15 protein-coding genes are annotated in these 14,885 nt (G+C 40.1%); 7 read left to right on the forward strand and 8 right to left on the reverse strand.

Going from position 1 to position 14,885, the window contains the following annotated elements; all coding sequences use genetic code 11:
• Window positions 1-75: 75 nt before the first annotated feature.
• Window positions 76-1,860, reverse strand: coding sequence for an ABC transporter ATP-binding protein (locus tag FM107_RS16885; protein ID WP_086949661.1), 1,785 nt, complete (start codon window positions 1,858-1,860; stop codon window positions 76-78).
• Between the two features lie 181 nt (window positions 1,861-2,041).
• Here FM107_RS16885 and kdsB point away from each other — a divergent pair, with 181 nt between their 5' ends.
• From kdsB to FM107_RS16900, 3 genes are all read left to right on the forward strand, one after another.
• Complete coding sequence (kdsB, locus tag FM107_RS16890; protein WP_086949662.1) at window positions 2,042-2,791, forward strand: 3-deoxy-manno-octulosonate cytidylyltransferase; 750 nt, start codon at window positions 2,042-2,044, stop codon at window positions 2,789-2,791.
• Between the two features lie 550 nt (window positions 2,792-3,341).
• The gene (locus FM107_RS16895) at window positions 3,342-4,022 is read left to right on the forward strand and encodes an HAD family phosphatase (RefSeq protein ID WP_086949663.1); all 681 of its coding nucleotides are present in this window, start codon (window positions 3,342-3,344) and stop codon (window positions 4,020-4,022) included.
• A complete protein-coding gene (locus FM107_RS16900; RefSeq protein ID WP_086949664.1) occupies window positions 4,023-4,787 on the forward strand; it encodes a sulfite exporter TauE/SafE family protein in 765 nt (254 codons plus the stop codon).
• A gap of 110 nt (window positions 4,788-4,897) precedes the next feature.
• On the opposite strand, the gene FM107_RS16905 is transcribed toward FM107_RS16900, so the two are convergent.
• Window positions 4,898-5,170: a GNAT family N-acetyltransferase gene (locus FM107_RS16905; protein WP_086949665.1), complete on the reverse strand. Its 273-nt coding sequence runs from the start codon at window positions 5,168-5,170 to the stop codon at window positions 4,898-4,900.
• Between the two features lie 308 nt (window positions 5,171-5,478).
• On the opposite strand from FM107_RS16905, the gene FM107_RS16910 reads away from it, so the two are divergent.
• From FM107_RS16910 to FM107_RS19600, 3 genes are all read left to right on the forward strand, one after another.
• Window positions 5,479-6,600, forward strand: a complete 1,122-nt coding sequence (locus tag FM107_RS16910) for a CofH family radical SAM protein (RefSeq protein WP_086949666.1) — start codon at window positions 5,479-5,481, stop codon at window positions 6,598-6,600.
• A 12-nt stretch (window positions 6,601-6,612) separates the two neighbouring features.
• A complete protein-coding gene (gene scpB / locus FM107_RS16915) occupies window positions 6,613-7,173 on the forward strand; it encodes an SMC-Scp complex subunit ScpB (protein WP_086949667.1) in 561 nt (186 codons plus the stop codon).
• Between the two features lie 131 nt (window positions 7,174-7,304).
• Window positions 7,305-7,463 carry a hypothetical protein gene (locus FM107_RS19600; protein ID WP_179204533.1) on the forward strand — a complete coding sequence of 53 codons (159 nt, stop codon included), beginning with the start codon at window positions 7,305-7,307 and terminating at the stop codon, window positions 7,461-7,463.
• 281 nt (window positions 7,464-7,744) lie between these two features.
• Here FM107_RS19600 and FM107_RS16920 read toward each other — a convergent pair whose 3' ends face one another.
• The 6 genes from FM107_RS16920 to FM107_RS16945 all read right to left on the reverse strand — a co-directional run bounded on the left by FM107_RS16920 (window position 7,745) and on the right by FM107_RS16945 (window position 12,677).
• Entirely contained in the window at window positions 7,745-8,074 is a 330-nt protein-coding gene (locus FM107_RS16920) for a helix-turn-helix domain-containing protein (RefSeq protein WP_086949668.1), read from the reverse strand.
• An 83-nt stretch (window positions 8,075-8,157) separates the two neighbouring features.
• Window positions 8,158-9,528: a Mur ligase domain-containing protein gene (locus tag FM107_RS16925; RefSeq protein WP_086949669.1), complete on the reverse strand. Its 1,371-nt coding sequence runs from the start codon at window positions 9,526-9,528 to the stop codon at window positions 8,158-8,160.
• 5 nt (window positions 9,529-9,533) lie between these two features.
• Window positions 9,534-10,373 carry a 50S ribosomal protein L11 methyltransferase gene (prmA, locus tag FM107_RS16930; protein ID WP_086949670.1) on the reverse strand — a complete coding sequence of 280 codons (840 nt, stop codon included), beginning with the start codon at window positions 10,371-10,373 and terminating at the stop codon, window positions 9,534-9,536.
• Window positions 10,373-11,143 carry a triose-phosphate isomerase gene (tpiA, locus tag FM107_RS16935; protein WP_086949671.1) on the reverse strand — a complete coding sequence of 257 codons (771 nt, stop codon included), beginning with the start codon at window positions 11,141-11,143 and terminating at the stop codon, window positions 10,373-10,375. Before tpiA ends, prmA begins: the two co-directional genes overlap by 1 nt.
• Window positions 11,144-11,164: 21 nt before the next feature.
• Window positions 11,165-12,349, reverse strand: coding sequence for a putative sugar nucleotidyl transferase (locus FM107_RS16940; protein ID WP_086949672.1), 1,185 nt, complete (start codon window positions 12,347-12,349; stop codon window positions 11,165-11,167).
• Window positions 12,350-12,428: 79 nt separating this feature from the next.
• The gene (locus FM107_RS16945; protein ID WP_086949673.1) at window positions 12,429-12,677 is read right to left on the reverse strand and encodes a type B 50S ribosomal protein L31; all 249 of its coding nucleotides are present in this window, start codon (window positions 12,675-12,677) and stop codon (window positions 12,429-12,431) included.
• Window positions 12,678-13,042: 365 nt separating this feature from the next.
• Here FM107_RS16945 and lysS point away from each other — a divergent pair, with 365 nt between their 5' ends.
• Window positions 13,043-14,761, forward strand: coding sequence for a lysine--tRNA ligase (gene lysS, locus FM107_RS16950; protein ID WP_086949675.1), 1,719 nt, complete (start codon window positions 13,043-13,045; stop codon window positions 14,759-14,761).
• The last annotated feature ends 124 nt before the right edge of the window (window positions 14,762-14,885 follow it).

Here is a 14,885-nt window from a genome sequence, read left to right on the forward strand (position 1 = left end):
CAAATACGGAAAAAAAATAACGTTCAATTGTTGTTCTCCAATCACGCCGCAAACAGGACGCCAAAACTCGGGACGCTAGTAGTTATGCATTGATTTGGTAATCTTATCGAGGTTCAAACTATTGGCCATCGCATTAAATATTTGATAATAGGTACTGAGGTTCTTATAAAGTTCATTATGCGTTCCATCTTCCACAACTCGCCCTTTTTCCATCACGATAATATGCTCCGAATCAATAATTTGTGAGATGCTATGAGAAACAACGATCACCGTCCGTCCTTTTTTTATTGCATCCAAACTCTTTTTAATTTGTTCTGTTGCGATCGCGTCAAGGTTTGCCGTTGGTTCATCTAAAAAGATGATTGGTGGATTCTTCAAGAACATACGCGCGATGGCAATCCGCTGCTGCTGCCCCCCAGACAACAGGTGCGCCAGAGAGTCATATCCATCCGGCAAATCCAATATCTGTTCATGAATATATGCTTTTTGTGCAGCATCCTTAATCTGATCTAGAGTCGCATCACCTTTACCGTAACGAATATTATCGGCAATACTTCCTCTAAAAATATGGTTCTTCTGCAACACTAAGCCTACATTTTGACGAATATACTCTGTGTCGTAATCCGCCAAATCAACACCATCGAGTAAAATCTGTCCTTTTGTAGGGGTATAGAATTTATCCAGAAGATTAATAACAGTACTTTTTCCCGCACCTGAAAGGCCGACAAAAGCTGTGTTTTGATTAGGATGAATTGTCATGTTGATTGCCGACAATGCTTGGTAGCCATTAGGATAAGAAAAATCGACATCACGCAGCTCTATTTTACCCGTAATGCGTGCTGGCCGGTAGTCTCCGGTTCCCTCCTTCTGATCCTCCGATTCCAAAATATCGAAGAAACTCTCCGAATATATAAGCGCGTCGTTGACCTCGTCGTATATCCTATGTAACTGCCGGATCGGTGCAGAAACGTTACTAAATAGCATGATATGAAACATTATTGCCCCGATGGTCATCTGTTCATTTAACACAAAATATGCCGTGAGGATAATCACTAAAACGACACCGATCTGTTCTATAAAATTTTTTATACTGTCAAATAAGAAACTCGTCTTGCGTGTCATCATTTGGTTTTCGGTCATTTCGTATTGAATCTGCTTATGGCGAGCCGCTTCTGCATCTTCACGTACAAATGACTTTATCACTAAAATAGAATCGATCAAATTAATAATTTGGTTACTTTTATTCTCCCGGTAACTTCTCATATTCCGGCGAAAACCAGATAATCGTTGTGCTTGTATTTGCGAGATGTAAAAATAAATCGGAATGACAAGTAACCCCACAAGACCAACGTAAAAATTAGCGATGAACATACATGCAAGAGCGACAATAGCATTGGTAAAAAGTGGCAATATATCAATAAAGAAATTCTGCACTAACCGTGTTAAGCTGCTAATCCCTGCATCGATTCGCGTCTGCAATTTCCCAGATTCATTTGTTGGCGAGCTATAAAAAGCCATCTTATACGTTAAAATTTTTTCAATGATGGACTGCGAAAAATCGCGAGCGATCATAATACGCAGCTTCTCCCCATAAAATTTTTGTCCAAATTGTAAGCCTGCATACAAAACCTCCTTCCCCAAGAGAACCGCGGCAATAACACCCAAAAGGTAAAAACCTTGAGAGAGGGGCTCTTTATTGACGAGTAATTCAGAAATCGAATCGACTGTATATTTTAAGATGAAAGCGTTAACCTGAGCAGCGAATGAACCAACAAAAGTCAATACGAGCGTATAAAAAATAAGATTTTTATACGGCTTGGCAAATGGAAGAATTTTTTTGTACAGTCGCCCAATGGTCATCGCTTATTTAAACACTAAAAAATGTAAAAAGTTTAATGTTTCACAATTAATATATTTACAAACATCCAGATGCCGAGAAAGGCATATCAAGAATCTCAGAAATTTCAGAATTATTAGGTAGTCACCTGACGATCGCTAATAAATATTTTTAATTTCGCTATTTTACTTGTTAATTTGGTGTATGAGAATAATCGGTATTATCCCAGCGCGATACGCTTCATCTCGGTTTCCTGGCAAACCACTTGCAGACATTGAAGGTAGATCCATGATTCAACGTGTATATGAGCAAGTAAAAAGCTGCACAAGCCTTTCGGAGGTCGTCATTGCCACAGATGACCAACGCATTGCAGACCATGTCCGATTATTCGCCGGAAACGTGATTATGACCTCAGACCAACACCAATCTGGAACGGATCGCTGTTCCGAGGTAGTTAAAAAAATTTCTGGTTTCGATGTTGCTATTAATATCCAGGGTGATGAACCCTTCATCAACCCCTTACAAATTGAACTTCTATGCTCGCTTTTTAACGACCAATCTACTGATATAGGCACTTTGGTTAAAAAAATAGTTGACCCCGAGGACCTATTTAATGAGGATATCCCGAAAGTTATATTCAATACCAATCAGCACGCCCTCTATTTTTCGCGTCAAACGATCCCCTTCAACCGCGGTGAAACCCAAGATAAGTGGCTTGCGAGAGGAAACTATTACAAACATATCGGGATGTATGGATACCGCGTTGAAATATTAAAAAGAATCACAGAAATACCTGTTTCCACATTGGAGAAAAGTGAGGCTCTTGAACAGTTACGCTGGCTCGAGAACGGCTATACGGTTAAAGTTGCGCAAACTGAACACGACACCATAGCGGTAGACCGTCCCGAAGACATTGACTTGATCCGCAAGCGGTATTTTAATAGGGAAATCTGAAATTGAATCAATACTGATCTTCGAGTGACCCGTGAACTTCATGTCATCTTTTCACCGAAATTAAACGAAAAACAGGCAGTTATTCCTTATCACGAGCTCTTGCTGGACAATGTGGGCCGGAAGAGAGCCTCCTTTATGATCGGTACCACCAGGTCTAAACAATACGCGACTAGATCAAAACAAATTTGGAAATCGGCTTGTTGAAAAGTAGCCCGAAATGTGAATCAACATATCAGCACCATTGATTATAGCAGTAGTTTTGAAGTGCTAATAGTAAAAACAGGGACTTCAATTACCGGTGCCTGCAGTGCTATAAAAACCGCTGGAAAGATCGACTGCCCGTCCCCACCCATTACAAAGGGCCTACTCGCTCCATTATGAAATTGTAATATATCAGTGTATCTTTGCAAAAATTTATCCGTAGCAAAAACAGAAAAAATTGGTCATTCAAATGGTCGTTCAAACTTGATTTTAACTTTTCTGCAGACGTTCGTCGTACCAACTGTCATCGCCAGAAAGGAGAATAATAACAAAATTTTTAACAACGAAAATGAACTCACTAGAAACAAAAAATAAATTTGCCGTAATATTTGATATGGACGGAGTAATATGTCACACTAACCCCTTCCATGCGAAAGCGTTCACCGTCTTTTTCGACAAATACAAGATACCCTACACGCAAAAAGATTTCGAGCAGCACATGTATGGCAAACACAATAGCCATATCATGACGCATTTCTTTGGGCGCCCAATTGCAGGCGCCGAACTGAAAGAGCTTGAACATGAGAAAGAAGCACTCTTCCGTGAAATCTATAGTGAGAACGTTGCAACGATCCCTTATTACAAAGAGTTTTTAGATGATTTAAAATTCCATGGATTGAACACAGCCGTTGCAACTTCTGCGCCACAAGCGAACTTGGAACTCATATTAGACAAGTTACAAATTGGAAATAAAATGGAGTCGCTGCTCGCTAGTGAAGACGTATCACTCCACAAACCGCATCCAGAGGTGTATCTAAAATCGGCCGAAAAAATCGGCGTGCCCCCTAATAGATGCCTGGTATTTGAAGATTCATTCTCTGGTGTCACCGCGGGACTAAATGCGGGGATGAAGGTAGTGGGGGTTTTGAGTTCTCATAAAAAAGAAGATCTGCCACCTTGTTCGTTATATATCGAGAACTACAGCGAGATCAACGCTAGTAAAGTCCTAGATATCTTAATGGCTGTATAAATGACGGAAGCCTGGCAACTCATATCTTCACCGTGGGGATGGATACTATATTTTTTCTGTGCGATATTGATCGGTATGTCTAAAACAGGTGTACCAAATATTGGTACTATTGCCGTTCCATTATTTGCCCTTCTATTTGGAGCAAAATATTCTACTGGAATTATCCTGTTACTCCTGTGTTTTGCAGATCTCATTGCTGTCATATATTACCGAAAGGAATTCCTTTGGAATGAAATCAAGATGCTGCTTCCGGCAGCGGTTGTCGGTATGGCCATCGGTCTTATTTTAGGAAACTACATCAACGACTCGCTTTTTAAGGTTGTTATTGGGAGTTGTATAATTGTAGGTATATGCACGATGCTATGGCTCGAACAGGTTTCCAAAACAAAACAGGACGCACTCGTTCGTAAATCTTGGTATTCCCCTGTATTTGGTCTTATACTCGGTTTTTCCACTATGATAGGAAATGCGGCTGGGCCGGCACTCTCAGTCTATATGTTATCCAAGCGCTTAAACAAAATTACATTTGCCGCAACATCGGCCTGGTTTATTATGCTCTTGAACTTCACAAAAATACCCCTTCAAGCTTTCGTGTGGAAAAATTTAAGTTGGCAGGGATTCTATATCAATATTGTCGCCATTCCATTCATCATACTAGGAGGAATTTTAGGGATATGGATTCTTAAAATCTTACCCGAAGCGAGATTTCGACAACTAATAATATCCTTAGTCTTGCTTTCAGCGGTGATGTTGATCATAATATAAGGATCGCTCAAATACACCAAATGTTTCATAAAAAAAGGGGAAAAAATCCCCATATCCACTTCTATGATAACTACGCTTACTGAGCGAAATAAACGGTAATAGCCTAAAAATTAAGAAAGAAGATCCTGTTGCTCGGGAAAGCGCTCGAAAACAGTCTTCGCAAATGAACACGCGGGCGTAACTTTCAGTCCGCCATCTCTTGCTTGATTAATGGCCGACAGCACCAACTCTTCGGCAATTTTATGGCCTCGATAATGTGCATCTACCTCTGCGTGCGAAATTGTCATCGTTCCTTCGGCAATTTCGTAATTGAGCTCGCCTATTTGAATTTCATCATTTAATGCTAACCACTTATTTTGTTTTTTGACATGTACCACTTCCATATATCGTGTTTTATTATTTTCATCTATTTTTCTATCGCTTCTAATTCAGCTTTCAGAAACTTTGTCACTCCGAATTAAACCTGATATTAAGCGATCTGCGACCAGTTTTTTTTCATCGATAGGTTGTCGCTAGACTCCTTGTAAACACAGGAACTCCTATACCAATATAACGAAAAAATGCTTAAATAGTTTTACGAACAAACTAAAAATACAAAACACGAATCACGGAAACAGAATCAGCTCATTCTGCTATTCTTCTTCGGACAAACATTTCAGACTAAAAAAAATCCTATGTATCTTTGTTTACGATGAATGTAGATCTTTTACTTAAACGAGCCCTAAACTTTGAGTTTCTAACCCAACGGGAAGGGGTATACCTTTACCATCATGCAGCAACAGCGGATTTAACCTATGTTGCGAACGAGCTTCGAAAGATTCAGGTTCCACATGGAAAAGTTACCTGGCAGATTGATCGTAACGTAAACACGACGAACGTCTGCGTGGCCAACTGTAAATTCTGTAATTTCTTCCGTAGGCCAGGTCATGAAGATAGCTATATCACAGATATCGAAACCTACAAACAAAAAATTGAAGAAACGTTTAGATTGGGTGGTGACCAGCTACTGCTACAAGGTGGACATCATCCAGACTTAGGTTTAGAATTCTATGCTACGCTATTCAAACAACTTAAGGAACTCTATCCGGCACTTAAACTGCATTCTCTTGGACCACCAGAAATAGCCCACGTTGCTAAACTCGAGGGTATGAGTCACCTGGAAGTGTTAATAGAACTACAGGCTGCGGGACTTGATTCTCTTCCCGGGGCAGGGGCCGAGATCCTGAACGATAGAGTGCGTCGATTAATTTCCAAAGGAAAATGTGGCGGCCAGGAGTGGCTCGACGTGATGCGAGCCGCGCATAAAATCAATCTCCCAACTTCCGCAACAATGATGTTCGGACATATAGAAACAATTGAAGAACGTTTTGAGCATTTGGCGTGGATACGGGAAGTTCAGTCTGAAAAAGCACCAGATGCCCACGGATTTATTGCATTTATACCTTGGCCTTTTCAAGATGACGGCACGCTACTTAAGCGATTAAGAGGTATCACAAATGATGTTACGGGTGAAGAATATATCCGAATGATCGCTTTGAGCCGAATAATGCTACCGAATATAAAAAACATACAAGCGTCATGGCTGACCGTTGGAAAGCGAACTGCACAATTGTGTTTACATGCTGGAGCGAACGATTTTGGTTCGATTATGATTGAGGAGAATGTCGTTTCTGCAGCGGGTGCACCGCACCGATTTACCTCCTCTTCTATTCAAGAATCGATCACCGAAGCGGGATTTATCCCACAACTGCGCACCCAAAAGTATGAGTTTAGGGAGCTGCCGGAAATGGAGGAACAAGTCATAAACTATTAAACGCTTAAGCTTTTGAAAGATATCCAATTAAATATTGAAGCCGCTATCTTCGCCGCGGAAGAAGGCATAGGCATAAATGAATTAAAACAAGTTCTCCAAGAAGCATTAGCTATTGACATCAATAGACAGGAAGTTCTCAATTTTATCAAAACAATTCAAAAGAAATACGATGACGACGATCAAGTTTTCAACCTGAAGGAAATAAATAACCATTATCAATTTCTTACCAAGGCAACGTATCATGAAATAGTCAATCAGCTCCAAGTACAGAAAGACAGAAAAAGGCTGAGCCAGTCTGCTTTAGAAACACTTGCAATAATTGCATATCGCCAGCCAATTACCAAATTGGAGATCGAGCAAATTCGAGGTGTAAACTGTGATTATTCGGTGCAGCGATTACTGGAAAAAAATATGATACAAATTGCGGGCAAGTCGGACTCGATCGGTAAACCACTGCTTTATACGACAAGTGATGAATTCATGCAGCATTTCGGTCTCAATTCATCGAGAGATCTTCCAAAGCTAAAAGATATCATCTCCGATGAAAATCAGATAGGAGAAACCAGCGCATAGCGACACTCCGAGACAACAAGTTGAAATTCAGTTAATAAAAAAAATAAAAAAATTTCAAGTTCCCATATTCTTGTTTAATTTTACGTTTACAAAAACACACAAGGTTTATCCCTTTTAAACTGGTAACGACTATGGAGCAAGTGGTAGAAAACGACATTTTAATTGATGAAATCATCAATTTTAACGGTCCGGAAGATGATGCAGATGACACTTTTGACGATGACTTCGATGTAGAGGAAATCGACCCGATTGAGGAATTCGGAGACTTTGACGACGACGACGACTTATAGAAATTCATCGTCAAATTCATGCGATTTTGAGCAGTTACAATAGTTTCGGAAAACGATTTGTAACTGCTCAATTTGTTCACAAATAGGGCGTATACCGACATCGACCCCTTGCCCCTCTCACTAGCGTCGACGAGCAATTATACTATCTAAAAATCCAATGACGGATTCAGTAGTCATGTTTCAATTAAAAATTCACCTGATTCGCCGCTTTTCCAAATATATTAAAATAAAAAAAGGTCATGCTGGATATACATGACCTTCTCATTTGACTTACGTCAAATTTACTTTTTATGTAATTGCTCGTATAAATCTATTACCTTTTTCTGTAAATCAATCACTTCTGATTCCCGAAATTGTAATTTCTTATTTAACTCGTTAATTTCATCTTGTACATGTTTTTCCTCTTCTGAATCTGAAGTCGATAACAATTGGACAAGTGATAAACCGAAAAGTTTAGAAATTTGATTCAATCTTGAAAGATTGACATCCGTAATTCCTGTTTCGATTTTCGAAAAAGCAGGAATAGATATATCTAATCGCTTTGCCACGTCTTCTTGACTCCACCCCTTCTGGTGCCGTAATAGACGAATTTTCTTTCCTAATGCATTCATTGGTAAATTGTTTTTCTATTATGTTTTTCGTAGACCAAAAGTAATAAAAAAAATATTAAAGAAACATAAACGTATTCGGATAACTATTTGTTTTTAAAGAACGTATCCGCCAAGCTTGGAATATTAAGGCTATTTTGATTCGGCGAAATCATAAATAAAAGATTGAATCCCAGTGATTTAAAAGATTCCAAATAATTTTCTAGACCTTCAACTTCCGTCAGAAATGTGAAATTCGGATGATTAATCGCCTCCCTAACCGGACCTTCTAAATTTCCTAATATTATATTTTTATCCTTTACAACGTCTTTATTAACCAAAATAACGACATGATCGGCCTCATCCATGGCATCTCTATACTGATAAAGAAAATTTTTATCGGATACATCATATGGATTTAACTCAATGATTGTGACCAGCCCCTGTTGCGGAAATTGCTCTTTCACCGCGTGGATGCTTGTACGTAACTTATAGGGTGAATATAAATAGTCTTGGTAAACTACTGTTTCGTTATTACTAGCTACAAATTCGAGGTATCGAATCGAACTTCTAAAATCTTTTATCGCTTCGTAAAAGTCCGCCTTCTTTACGCCCAACCACTCACAAACGGTGTACGCTCCAGCGATATTAGATAAATTTAGTTTACCAAAAATCTGTAATGGAATGCGATCATCACCCAAATGTAAGTATGTTATACCTTTGTTAATAGAATATTCGGGCAATGTATAGCCGTGCCTGTTAATTTTACACTCAGAGGTCTCCTCTACGGTCTCGCGCAGATTTGCATTTTCCTTATTATAGATTAATGTGCCTTTGTTTACGATAGTATCAATAAAGGTTTCAAATTGCTTAAAATATTCTTCCTTATCGATATCAATACTTCCTTCTACCCATTCTACCCCACTTATTAAAGCGATATTCGGGTTGTAAAGGTGAAACTTTGATCGATGATCAATCGGCGACGCGTAATATTCATCGCCTTCTAAAAGAATGATCTTGTTGCTCGTTGTCAATTTGATTAAAGAATCGAAGCCTTCTAATTTCGACCCTACTAAATAATCAAAATCTCTACCCACTTTCTTAAGCACATGCATGATCATGCTCATAATGGTCGTCTTACCATATGTTCCAGCAATCACAACACGTGTTTTATCTTGACTTTGCTCTTGAATAAATTCAGGAAAGGAGTAAATTTTTATGTTAAGCTCCTGCGCACGAAGTAATTCCGGATTGTCGGCTTCGGCATGCATTCCCAAAATTACCGCATCGATATCGTCGGTAATGCTATCAGGAAACCAACCTAGTTTCGACGGTAGGAGCTTCGCATTCTGTAATTTTGATTTGGATGGTTCGACTATCTGATCGTCAGACCCAGTCACTTGATGCCCCTGTTCAGCTAAAGAGATAGCTAAATTATGCATCACTGCTCCACCGATTGCGATAAAATGAATCCGCATGCTTTTTAAATCTTAGTAAATTGTGCTGCACACCAATTGTCCAACACTTTATAATCGTCAAATCTGTACCCAACAGATGCAGCTTTTGCTCTCAATATGCTCAAATCTTCATGCGCATAAAAACCACTGATATAAAGAACACCATTAGCGCTATGACTCCGTGCATATTGATCAAACTGGTCCACGAGGATATTCCTGTTTATATTTGCTAAAATTACATCAAATTGCCGCCCTTCTAACTGTTCCTTCGAACCAAGAGAAGCGGTTAATGGTGCAACATTATTCAGCACTTTGTTTTCCTCTACGCTGGCAATACAAATATCGTCGAAATCCACCGCATGTGCGCTTTTTGCGCCACGCTTCAACGCCAATATAGCTAGAATCCCCGTGCCACAACCCATATCAAGAATATCCTTACCCTGGAAATCTCCTTCAAGGATATAACTAATCATCAGCGAGGTTGTTTGATGATGCCCGGTTCCAAACGACATTTTAGGATCAATCACAATTTGATAAGCCATATCCGGACGATCTTCATGAAAAGTCGCCCGAACATAACATTGATCATCTACCGTGATCGGTTTAAAATTACTTTCCCAAAGCTCGTTCCAATTCTCCTCTTCGAGATCCTGCGCAATGTACTGAACGTCAAAACCATTGACATCCCTCAATAATAGCGTTTCTAATGCCTGCACGTCAAAATTAACAAATGGAATATATGCAGTGAATCCTCCCTTACTATCTTCAAAAGTATCGAATCCGATATCGGCAAGCGAGGATATGAGCAAATCCTTCTGCCACTCCTGCATCGCTGTCGAGGTGAAAGTGACGGATGAATACTTCATTATTTTGCGTTAAAGACCTTAACGATGTCCAGGAAATCACGTGACTTCAGTGATGCGCCACCAATTAGTCCACCGTCGATATCGGTCTGCGAGAAAAGATCCTTTGCATTTCCGGGGTTACAACTCCCTCCATATAAGATACTGGTATTATCCGCAACATTTTGATCATATTTAGTGGCTACAGTTTTGCGAATGAATGCGTGCACCTCTTGCGCCTGCTCGGGGGAAGCCGTAAGTCCAGTTCCAATCGCCCAAACCGGTTCGTAAGCTAACACAAGCTTCGAGAATTGATCAGCGTTCAAATGAAATACAGCATTCGTTAATTGCGATTCTATTACGTCGAAAAACTTACCGCTCTCACGTTCCTCTTTGGTTTCGCCAATACAAAAGATAGGCGTTAAATCGTGCGCTAATGCCGCATCCACTTTTTCCACCAACGAAGCGTCGGTCTCGCCGAAATAAGCACGTCTTTCGGAATGCCCTAAAATAACATAATCTGCTCCGGTCGATTTGACTTGCGTTGCAGACAGCTCGCCCGTGAAGGCACCTGATTCTGCTTGATGGATATTTTGCGCGCCTACTGCAACGTTGTTCACTCCAGTAGATAGTTTTGCGACACTATATAAATGAATTGCAGGGCTACAAACAACCACTTGTTGATCTCCTACAATCTCATCTTTAACCATATTTACAATTTCTGAAAATAAGCTAACGCCTTTTTCATAATCTAAATTCATCTTCCAGTTTCCTGCAACAATGTTTCTACGCATACTATTATCAATGTTTCTTAGTTATAAATTCTTTCTAATTTCTTCCGTTAAAGTATAAACTTCCCGCAATATACAAACATCGCGCTCATCTATTGCTTCTTTTCTTACCTTCGCCCGGCTTTCTAACATCGACTCGAATTTATCAAGCCGGTACTCTTCCTGTTTAAAGTCTGTAAGCCAAGTAAAATCAGCGACAAATTTCGGAATTATATTTGATTTTGCTATTTGAGCGCCAACGCCAATGATCGTCCCTGTGGATATTGCTGAATTAATACCGCACATGGCATAATCCCCCATCACAACGCCTACTTTCGCCTGGCCGGTCTTCCGGTAACCTTTCAAACTGTAATCATAAACCGATACCTCCCCCCAATTGTTTTGCAAATTGGAATTATTCGTACCAGCGCCTATATTACAACATTCTCCGATCACCGAACAGCCCAAGTAGCCATCATGCCCCTTCGCGCTATTCCCCCAGATTACCGTGTTGTTGATTTCACCTGAAACCGTTGACCCAGGTCCTATGGTAACATTAGGATAAATCTTGGATCCCATTTTCAAACGCGACCCCGAACCAATAGCAACGGGGCCTTTAATGTGGCACCCTTGTTCAATTACCGCGTGGTCGTCAATGAAGATTGGCCCGTTAACGGTATTAAAGGTACTGGCCAACGCTTCGACATGTTTACCGACAAATAACTGATCGCCGTGAACGAAATTTGAACGATCCAATGGCGAGGACTCTTTTCCCGAAATAAGCAACGTATAGTCAAGCTCAATCTGCAAACGGTTGTGTATAAAGATATCCGTTAACGTTGAAAGTTTATCAAAATCGCCCCCATATTGTATCCTATCGATTGTATACCTATAAGGGTCATCACTACGATGCGCAGTTCTATACGCGAGCCAATGTCCATTTTTCTCCAAAACGGTTTCATCGGGCAACGTAGAAAGCGCCTCGATCAGTTGCTTATTTGGAAAGATGTTTGCTGCGATAACCAAATACTGCGTGCTTAAGGGTGGTGACGGGAATCGGCTTTGTAAATATTGCTCGGTATAAAAAGTGATCTGGCTTCCGAATATGAGCTGCCACTTCTCTCGAAATGTCAGAATCCCGACGCGCAACTCACCTACTGGACGGGTAAAAACCAAGGGTAAAAAATGTTTACGCCATGCAGCGCGATCATGTAATACAATTTCTAACATAGGCCTGAATAAAAATACAATAAAAAATCCCGATAAGTGCACTTATCGGGATTTTTTGTCTACTTATTACGCAGCAATATTACTTTTTGTTGTAACGGCTACGGAATTTATCGATACGACCTGCCGTATCAACAAGTTTCATTTTACCCGTATAAAAAGGGTGTGATGTATGTGAAATCTCTAATTTTACTAGTGGATATTCATTACCATCTTCCCAAGTAATTGATTCTTTTGTATCTACACACGACTTAGTTACGAAAGCGTAGTCGTTAGACATATCTTTAAAGACAACTAATCTGTAGTTTGATGGATGTAAATCTTTTTTCATTTTATTCTTATGATTACGTAATGTTCTACTCAACAATTGAGGTGCAAAGATAATCTATTCTTTAAAAAAAACAAAAGAATAATTATCAACAGTTTTCACGTTCATGCCTACACCCCGCAGTTATTAAATGCAAAGGTAGTATTTTCATTATTACTTACCAAATAAACCTCTTAAAACGTGCCACTTACAGATTCAAATATGCGTGCTACCGAGGGGGCAAACTCGACAAAAAAGAAAATACTCGTAATCAAACTTTTCGTCCGATGTACTTTACCCCACCCGATCGGCCGATTTTTAGTTATAACCGGGTGCATCATCCTTTTTTTTTGCTACTTTTGCATTCAAATTTAGCACATTACAACAACATGAGTACTGTATTATCCGAACAGGAACAACAACGCAGACAGAATCTTCAAGCCATTATCGACTTGGGTATCAACCCTTTTCCGGCAGACGAGTTTAAAGTAAATGTTTCTGCTGCTGACATTTTAGAAAATTACGAAAAAGATAACATTAATTATAAGAGTATCCGCTTTGCAGGAAGGATAATGTCGCGCCGAGTAATGGGTAGCGCTTCCTTTATGGAGTTGCAAGACTCAAGTGGACGTATTCAGGCGTACCTAAAGCGTGATGATCTATGTCCTGGAGAAGATAAAACGCTTTACAATACCGTTTTCAAAAAGCTTTTAGACATTGGAGATATTGTTGGTATTGAGGGATACGTTTTTACGACTCAAACGGGTGAAATCTCGATTCACGTCGAAAAATTAACGATTCTAACTAAATCACTGCGCCCCTTACCGATTGTTAAAGAAGCGGACGGCAAGACTTTCGACGCATTTACCGATCCAGAGCAGCGCTACCGTATGCGCTATGTTGACCTTATTGTCAACCCACAACACCGGGACACCTTCGTCAAACGCACTAAATTATTCACCGCAATGCGTGGTTTCTTCAACAACGCAGGTTACATGGAAGTAGAGACACCGGTATTACAGTCCATCCCTGGTGGAGCAGCTGCCCGGCCGTTCACTACACACCATAACGCACTCGACATTCCGCTATACTTGCGTATTGCGAACGAGCTTTACCTAAAGCGTCTAATCGTTGGTGGGTTTGAAGGTGTATATGAATTTTCCAAGAACTTCCGTAACGAAGGGATGGATAGAACGCATAATCCAGAATTTACCGTTATGGAAATTTACGTAGCCTATAAAGACTACAACTGGATGATGAATTTCACAGAAAAACTGTTAGAGCATTGTGCGATCCAAGTAAATGGCACCACCAAAACAAAATTTGGTGAACATGAAATTGACTTCCGTGCACCATATAAACGTGTAACGATGGCACAATCCATACTCGATTTTACCGGGTTTGATATTTCCGAAAAAAGCGAGGAGGAAATCCGAGAAGCCGCGTTAGGAATGGGAATTGCCGTTAACCAGACTATGGGTAAAGGGAAATTAATTGATGAGATATTTGGTGAAAAATGTGAAGGAAACTACATCCAACCGACGTTCATCACAGATTACCCCGTTTCTATGTCCCCTCTAACCAAAAAACATAGAGACAATCCAGAATTAACTGAACGATTTGAACTTATGGTTTGTGGTAAAGAGATTGCTAACGCATACTCCGAGCTAAACGACCCAATCGATCAACGCGAGCGGTTCGAAGAACAACTCGCTCTTTCGGAAAAAGGAGACGACGAAGCAATGTTTATTGATCAAGACTTTTTGCGCGCTTTAGAATACGGGATGCCACCTACCTCAGGATTAGGTATCGGGATGGACCGACTTACGATGTATTTAACCGACAATGCTTCGATTCAGGAAGTTCTGTTCTTTCCGCAAATGCGACCAGAAAAAATCGTACAAGCCGCGAGCATTGAAGATTATCTCGCTGAAGGAATACCAGCAGAATGGGTACCAGTACTACAAAAAATGGGCTTTAACACGATCGAGGAATTAAAAGCAGCCAATCCAAATAAGGTATTTAACGATTTGGGAGGTATGCGCAAAAAACTCAAACTTGAGGTTAGTATGCCCGCTAAAGATGATGTGCTGAACTGGTTTAATTAAGCACTTAATATCAAAACACGGCAATACACGGTTACACGATATTCGTATACCCGCGTTTTGATCTATAATAATCGAGTAGGAAGATAGGGATTATTTCCCTATCTGTCCTCTCACACCACCCGGC

Origin of the sequence: Sphingobacterium sp. JB170, from assembly GCF_900163865.1 — a bacterium.
GTDB lineage: Bacteria > Bacteroidota > Bacteroidia > Sphingobacteriales > Sphingobacteriaceae > Sphingobacterium.

Excerpts from the sequence above, each read along its gene's own strand:
- prmA (WP_086949670.1), bottom strand. The coding sequence starts at position 10,373 with ATGAAGTATTCATCCGTCACTTTCACCTCGACAGCGATGCAGGAGTGG.
- FM107_RS16885 (WP_086949661.1), bottom strand. The coding sequence starts at position 1,860 with ATGACCATTGGGCGACTGTACAAAAAAATTCTTCCATTTGCCAAGCCG.
- FM107_RS16895 (WP_086949663.1), top strand. The coding sequence starts at position 3,342 with ATGAACTCACTAGAAACAAAAAATAAATTTGCCGTAATATTTGATATG.
- FM107_RS16945 (WP_086949673.1), bottom strand. The coding sequence starts at position 12,677 with ATGAAAAAAGATTTACATCCATCAAACTACAGATTAGTTGTCTTTAAA.
- FM107_RS16900 (WP_086949664.1), top strand. The coding sequence starts at position 4,023 with ATGACGGAAGCCTGGCAACTCATATCTTCACCGTGGGGATGGATACTA.
- tpiA (WP_086949671.1), bottom strand. The coding sequence starts at position 11,143 with ATGCGTAGAAACATTGTTGCAGGAAACTGGAAGATGAATTTAGATTAT.
- FM107_RS16925 (WP_086949669.1), bottom strand. The coding sequence starts at position 9,528 with ATGCGGATTCATTTTATCGCAATCGGTGGAGCAGTGATGCATAATTTA.
- kdsB (WP_086949662.1), top strand. The coding sequence starts at position 2,042 with ATGAGAATAATCGGTATTATCCCAGCGCGATACGCTTCATCTCGGTTT.
- FM107_RS16920 (WP_086949668.1), bottom strand. The coding sequence starts at position 8,074 with ATGAATGCATTAGGAAAGAAAATTCGTCTATTACGGCACCAGAAGGGG.
- FM107_RS16905 (WP_086949665.1), bottom strand. The coding sequence starts at position 5,170 with ATGGAAGTGGTACATGTCAAAAAACAAAATAAGTGGTTAGCATTAAAT.
- FM107_RS16940 (WP_086949672.1), bottom strand. The coding sequence starts at position 12,349 with ATGTTAGAAATTGTATTACATGATCGCGCTGCATGGCGTAAACATTTT.
- FM107_RS16910 (WP_086949666.1), top strand. The coding sequence starts at position 5,479 with ATGAATGTAGATCTTTTACTTAAACGAGCCCTAAACTTTGAGTTTCTA.
- lysS (WP_086949675.1), top strand. The coding sequence starts at position 13,043 with ATGAGTACTGTATTATCCGAACAGGAACAACAACGCAGACAGAATCTT.
- FM107_RS19600 (WP_179204533.1), top strand. The coding sequence starts at position 7,305 with ATGGAGCAAGTGGTAGAAAACGACATTTTAATTGATGAAATCATCAAT.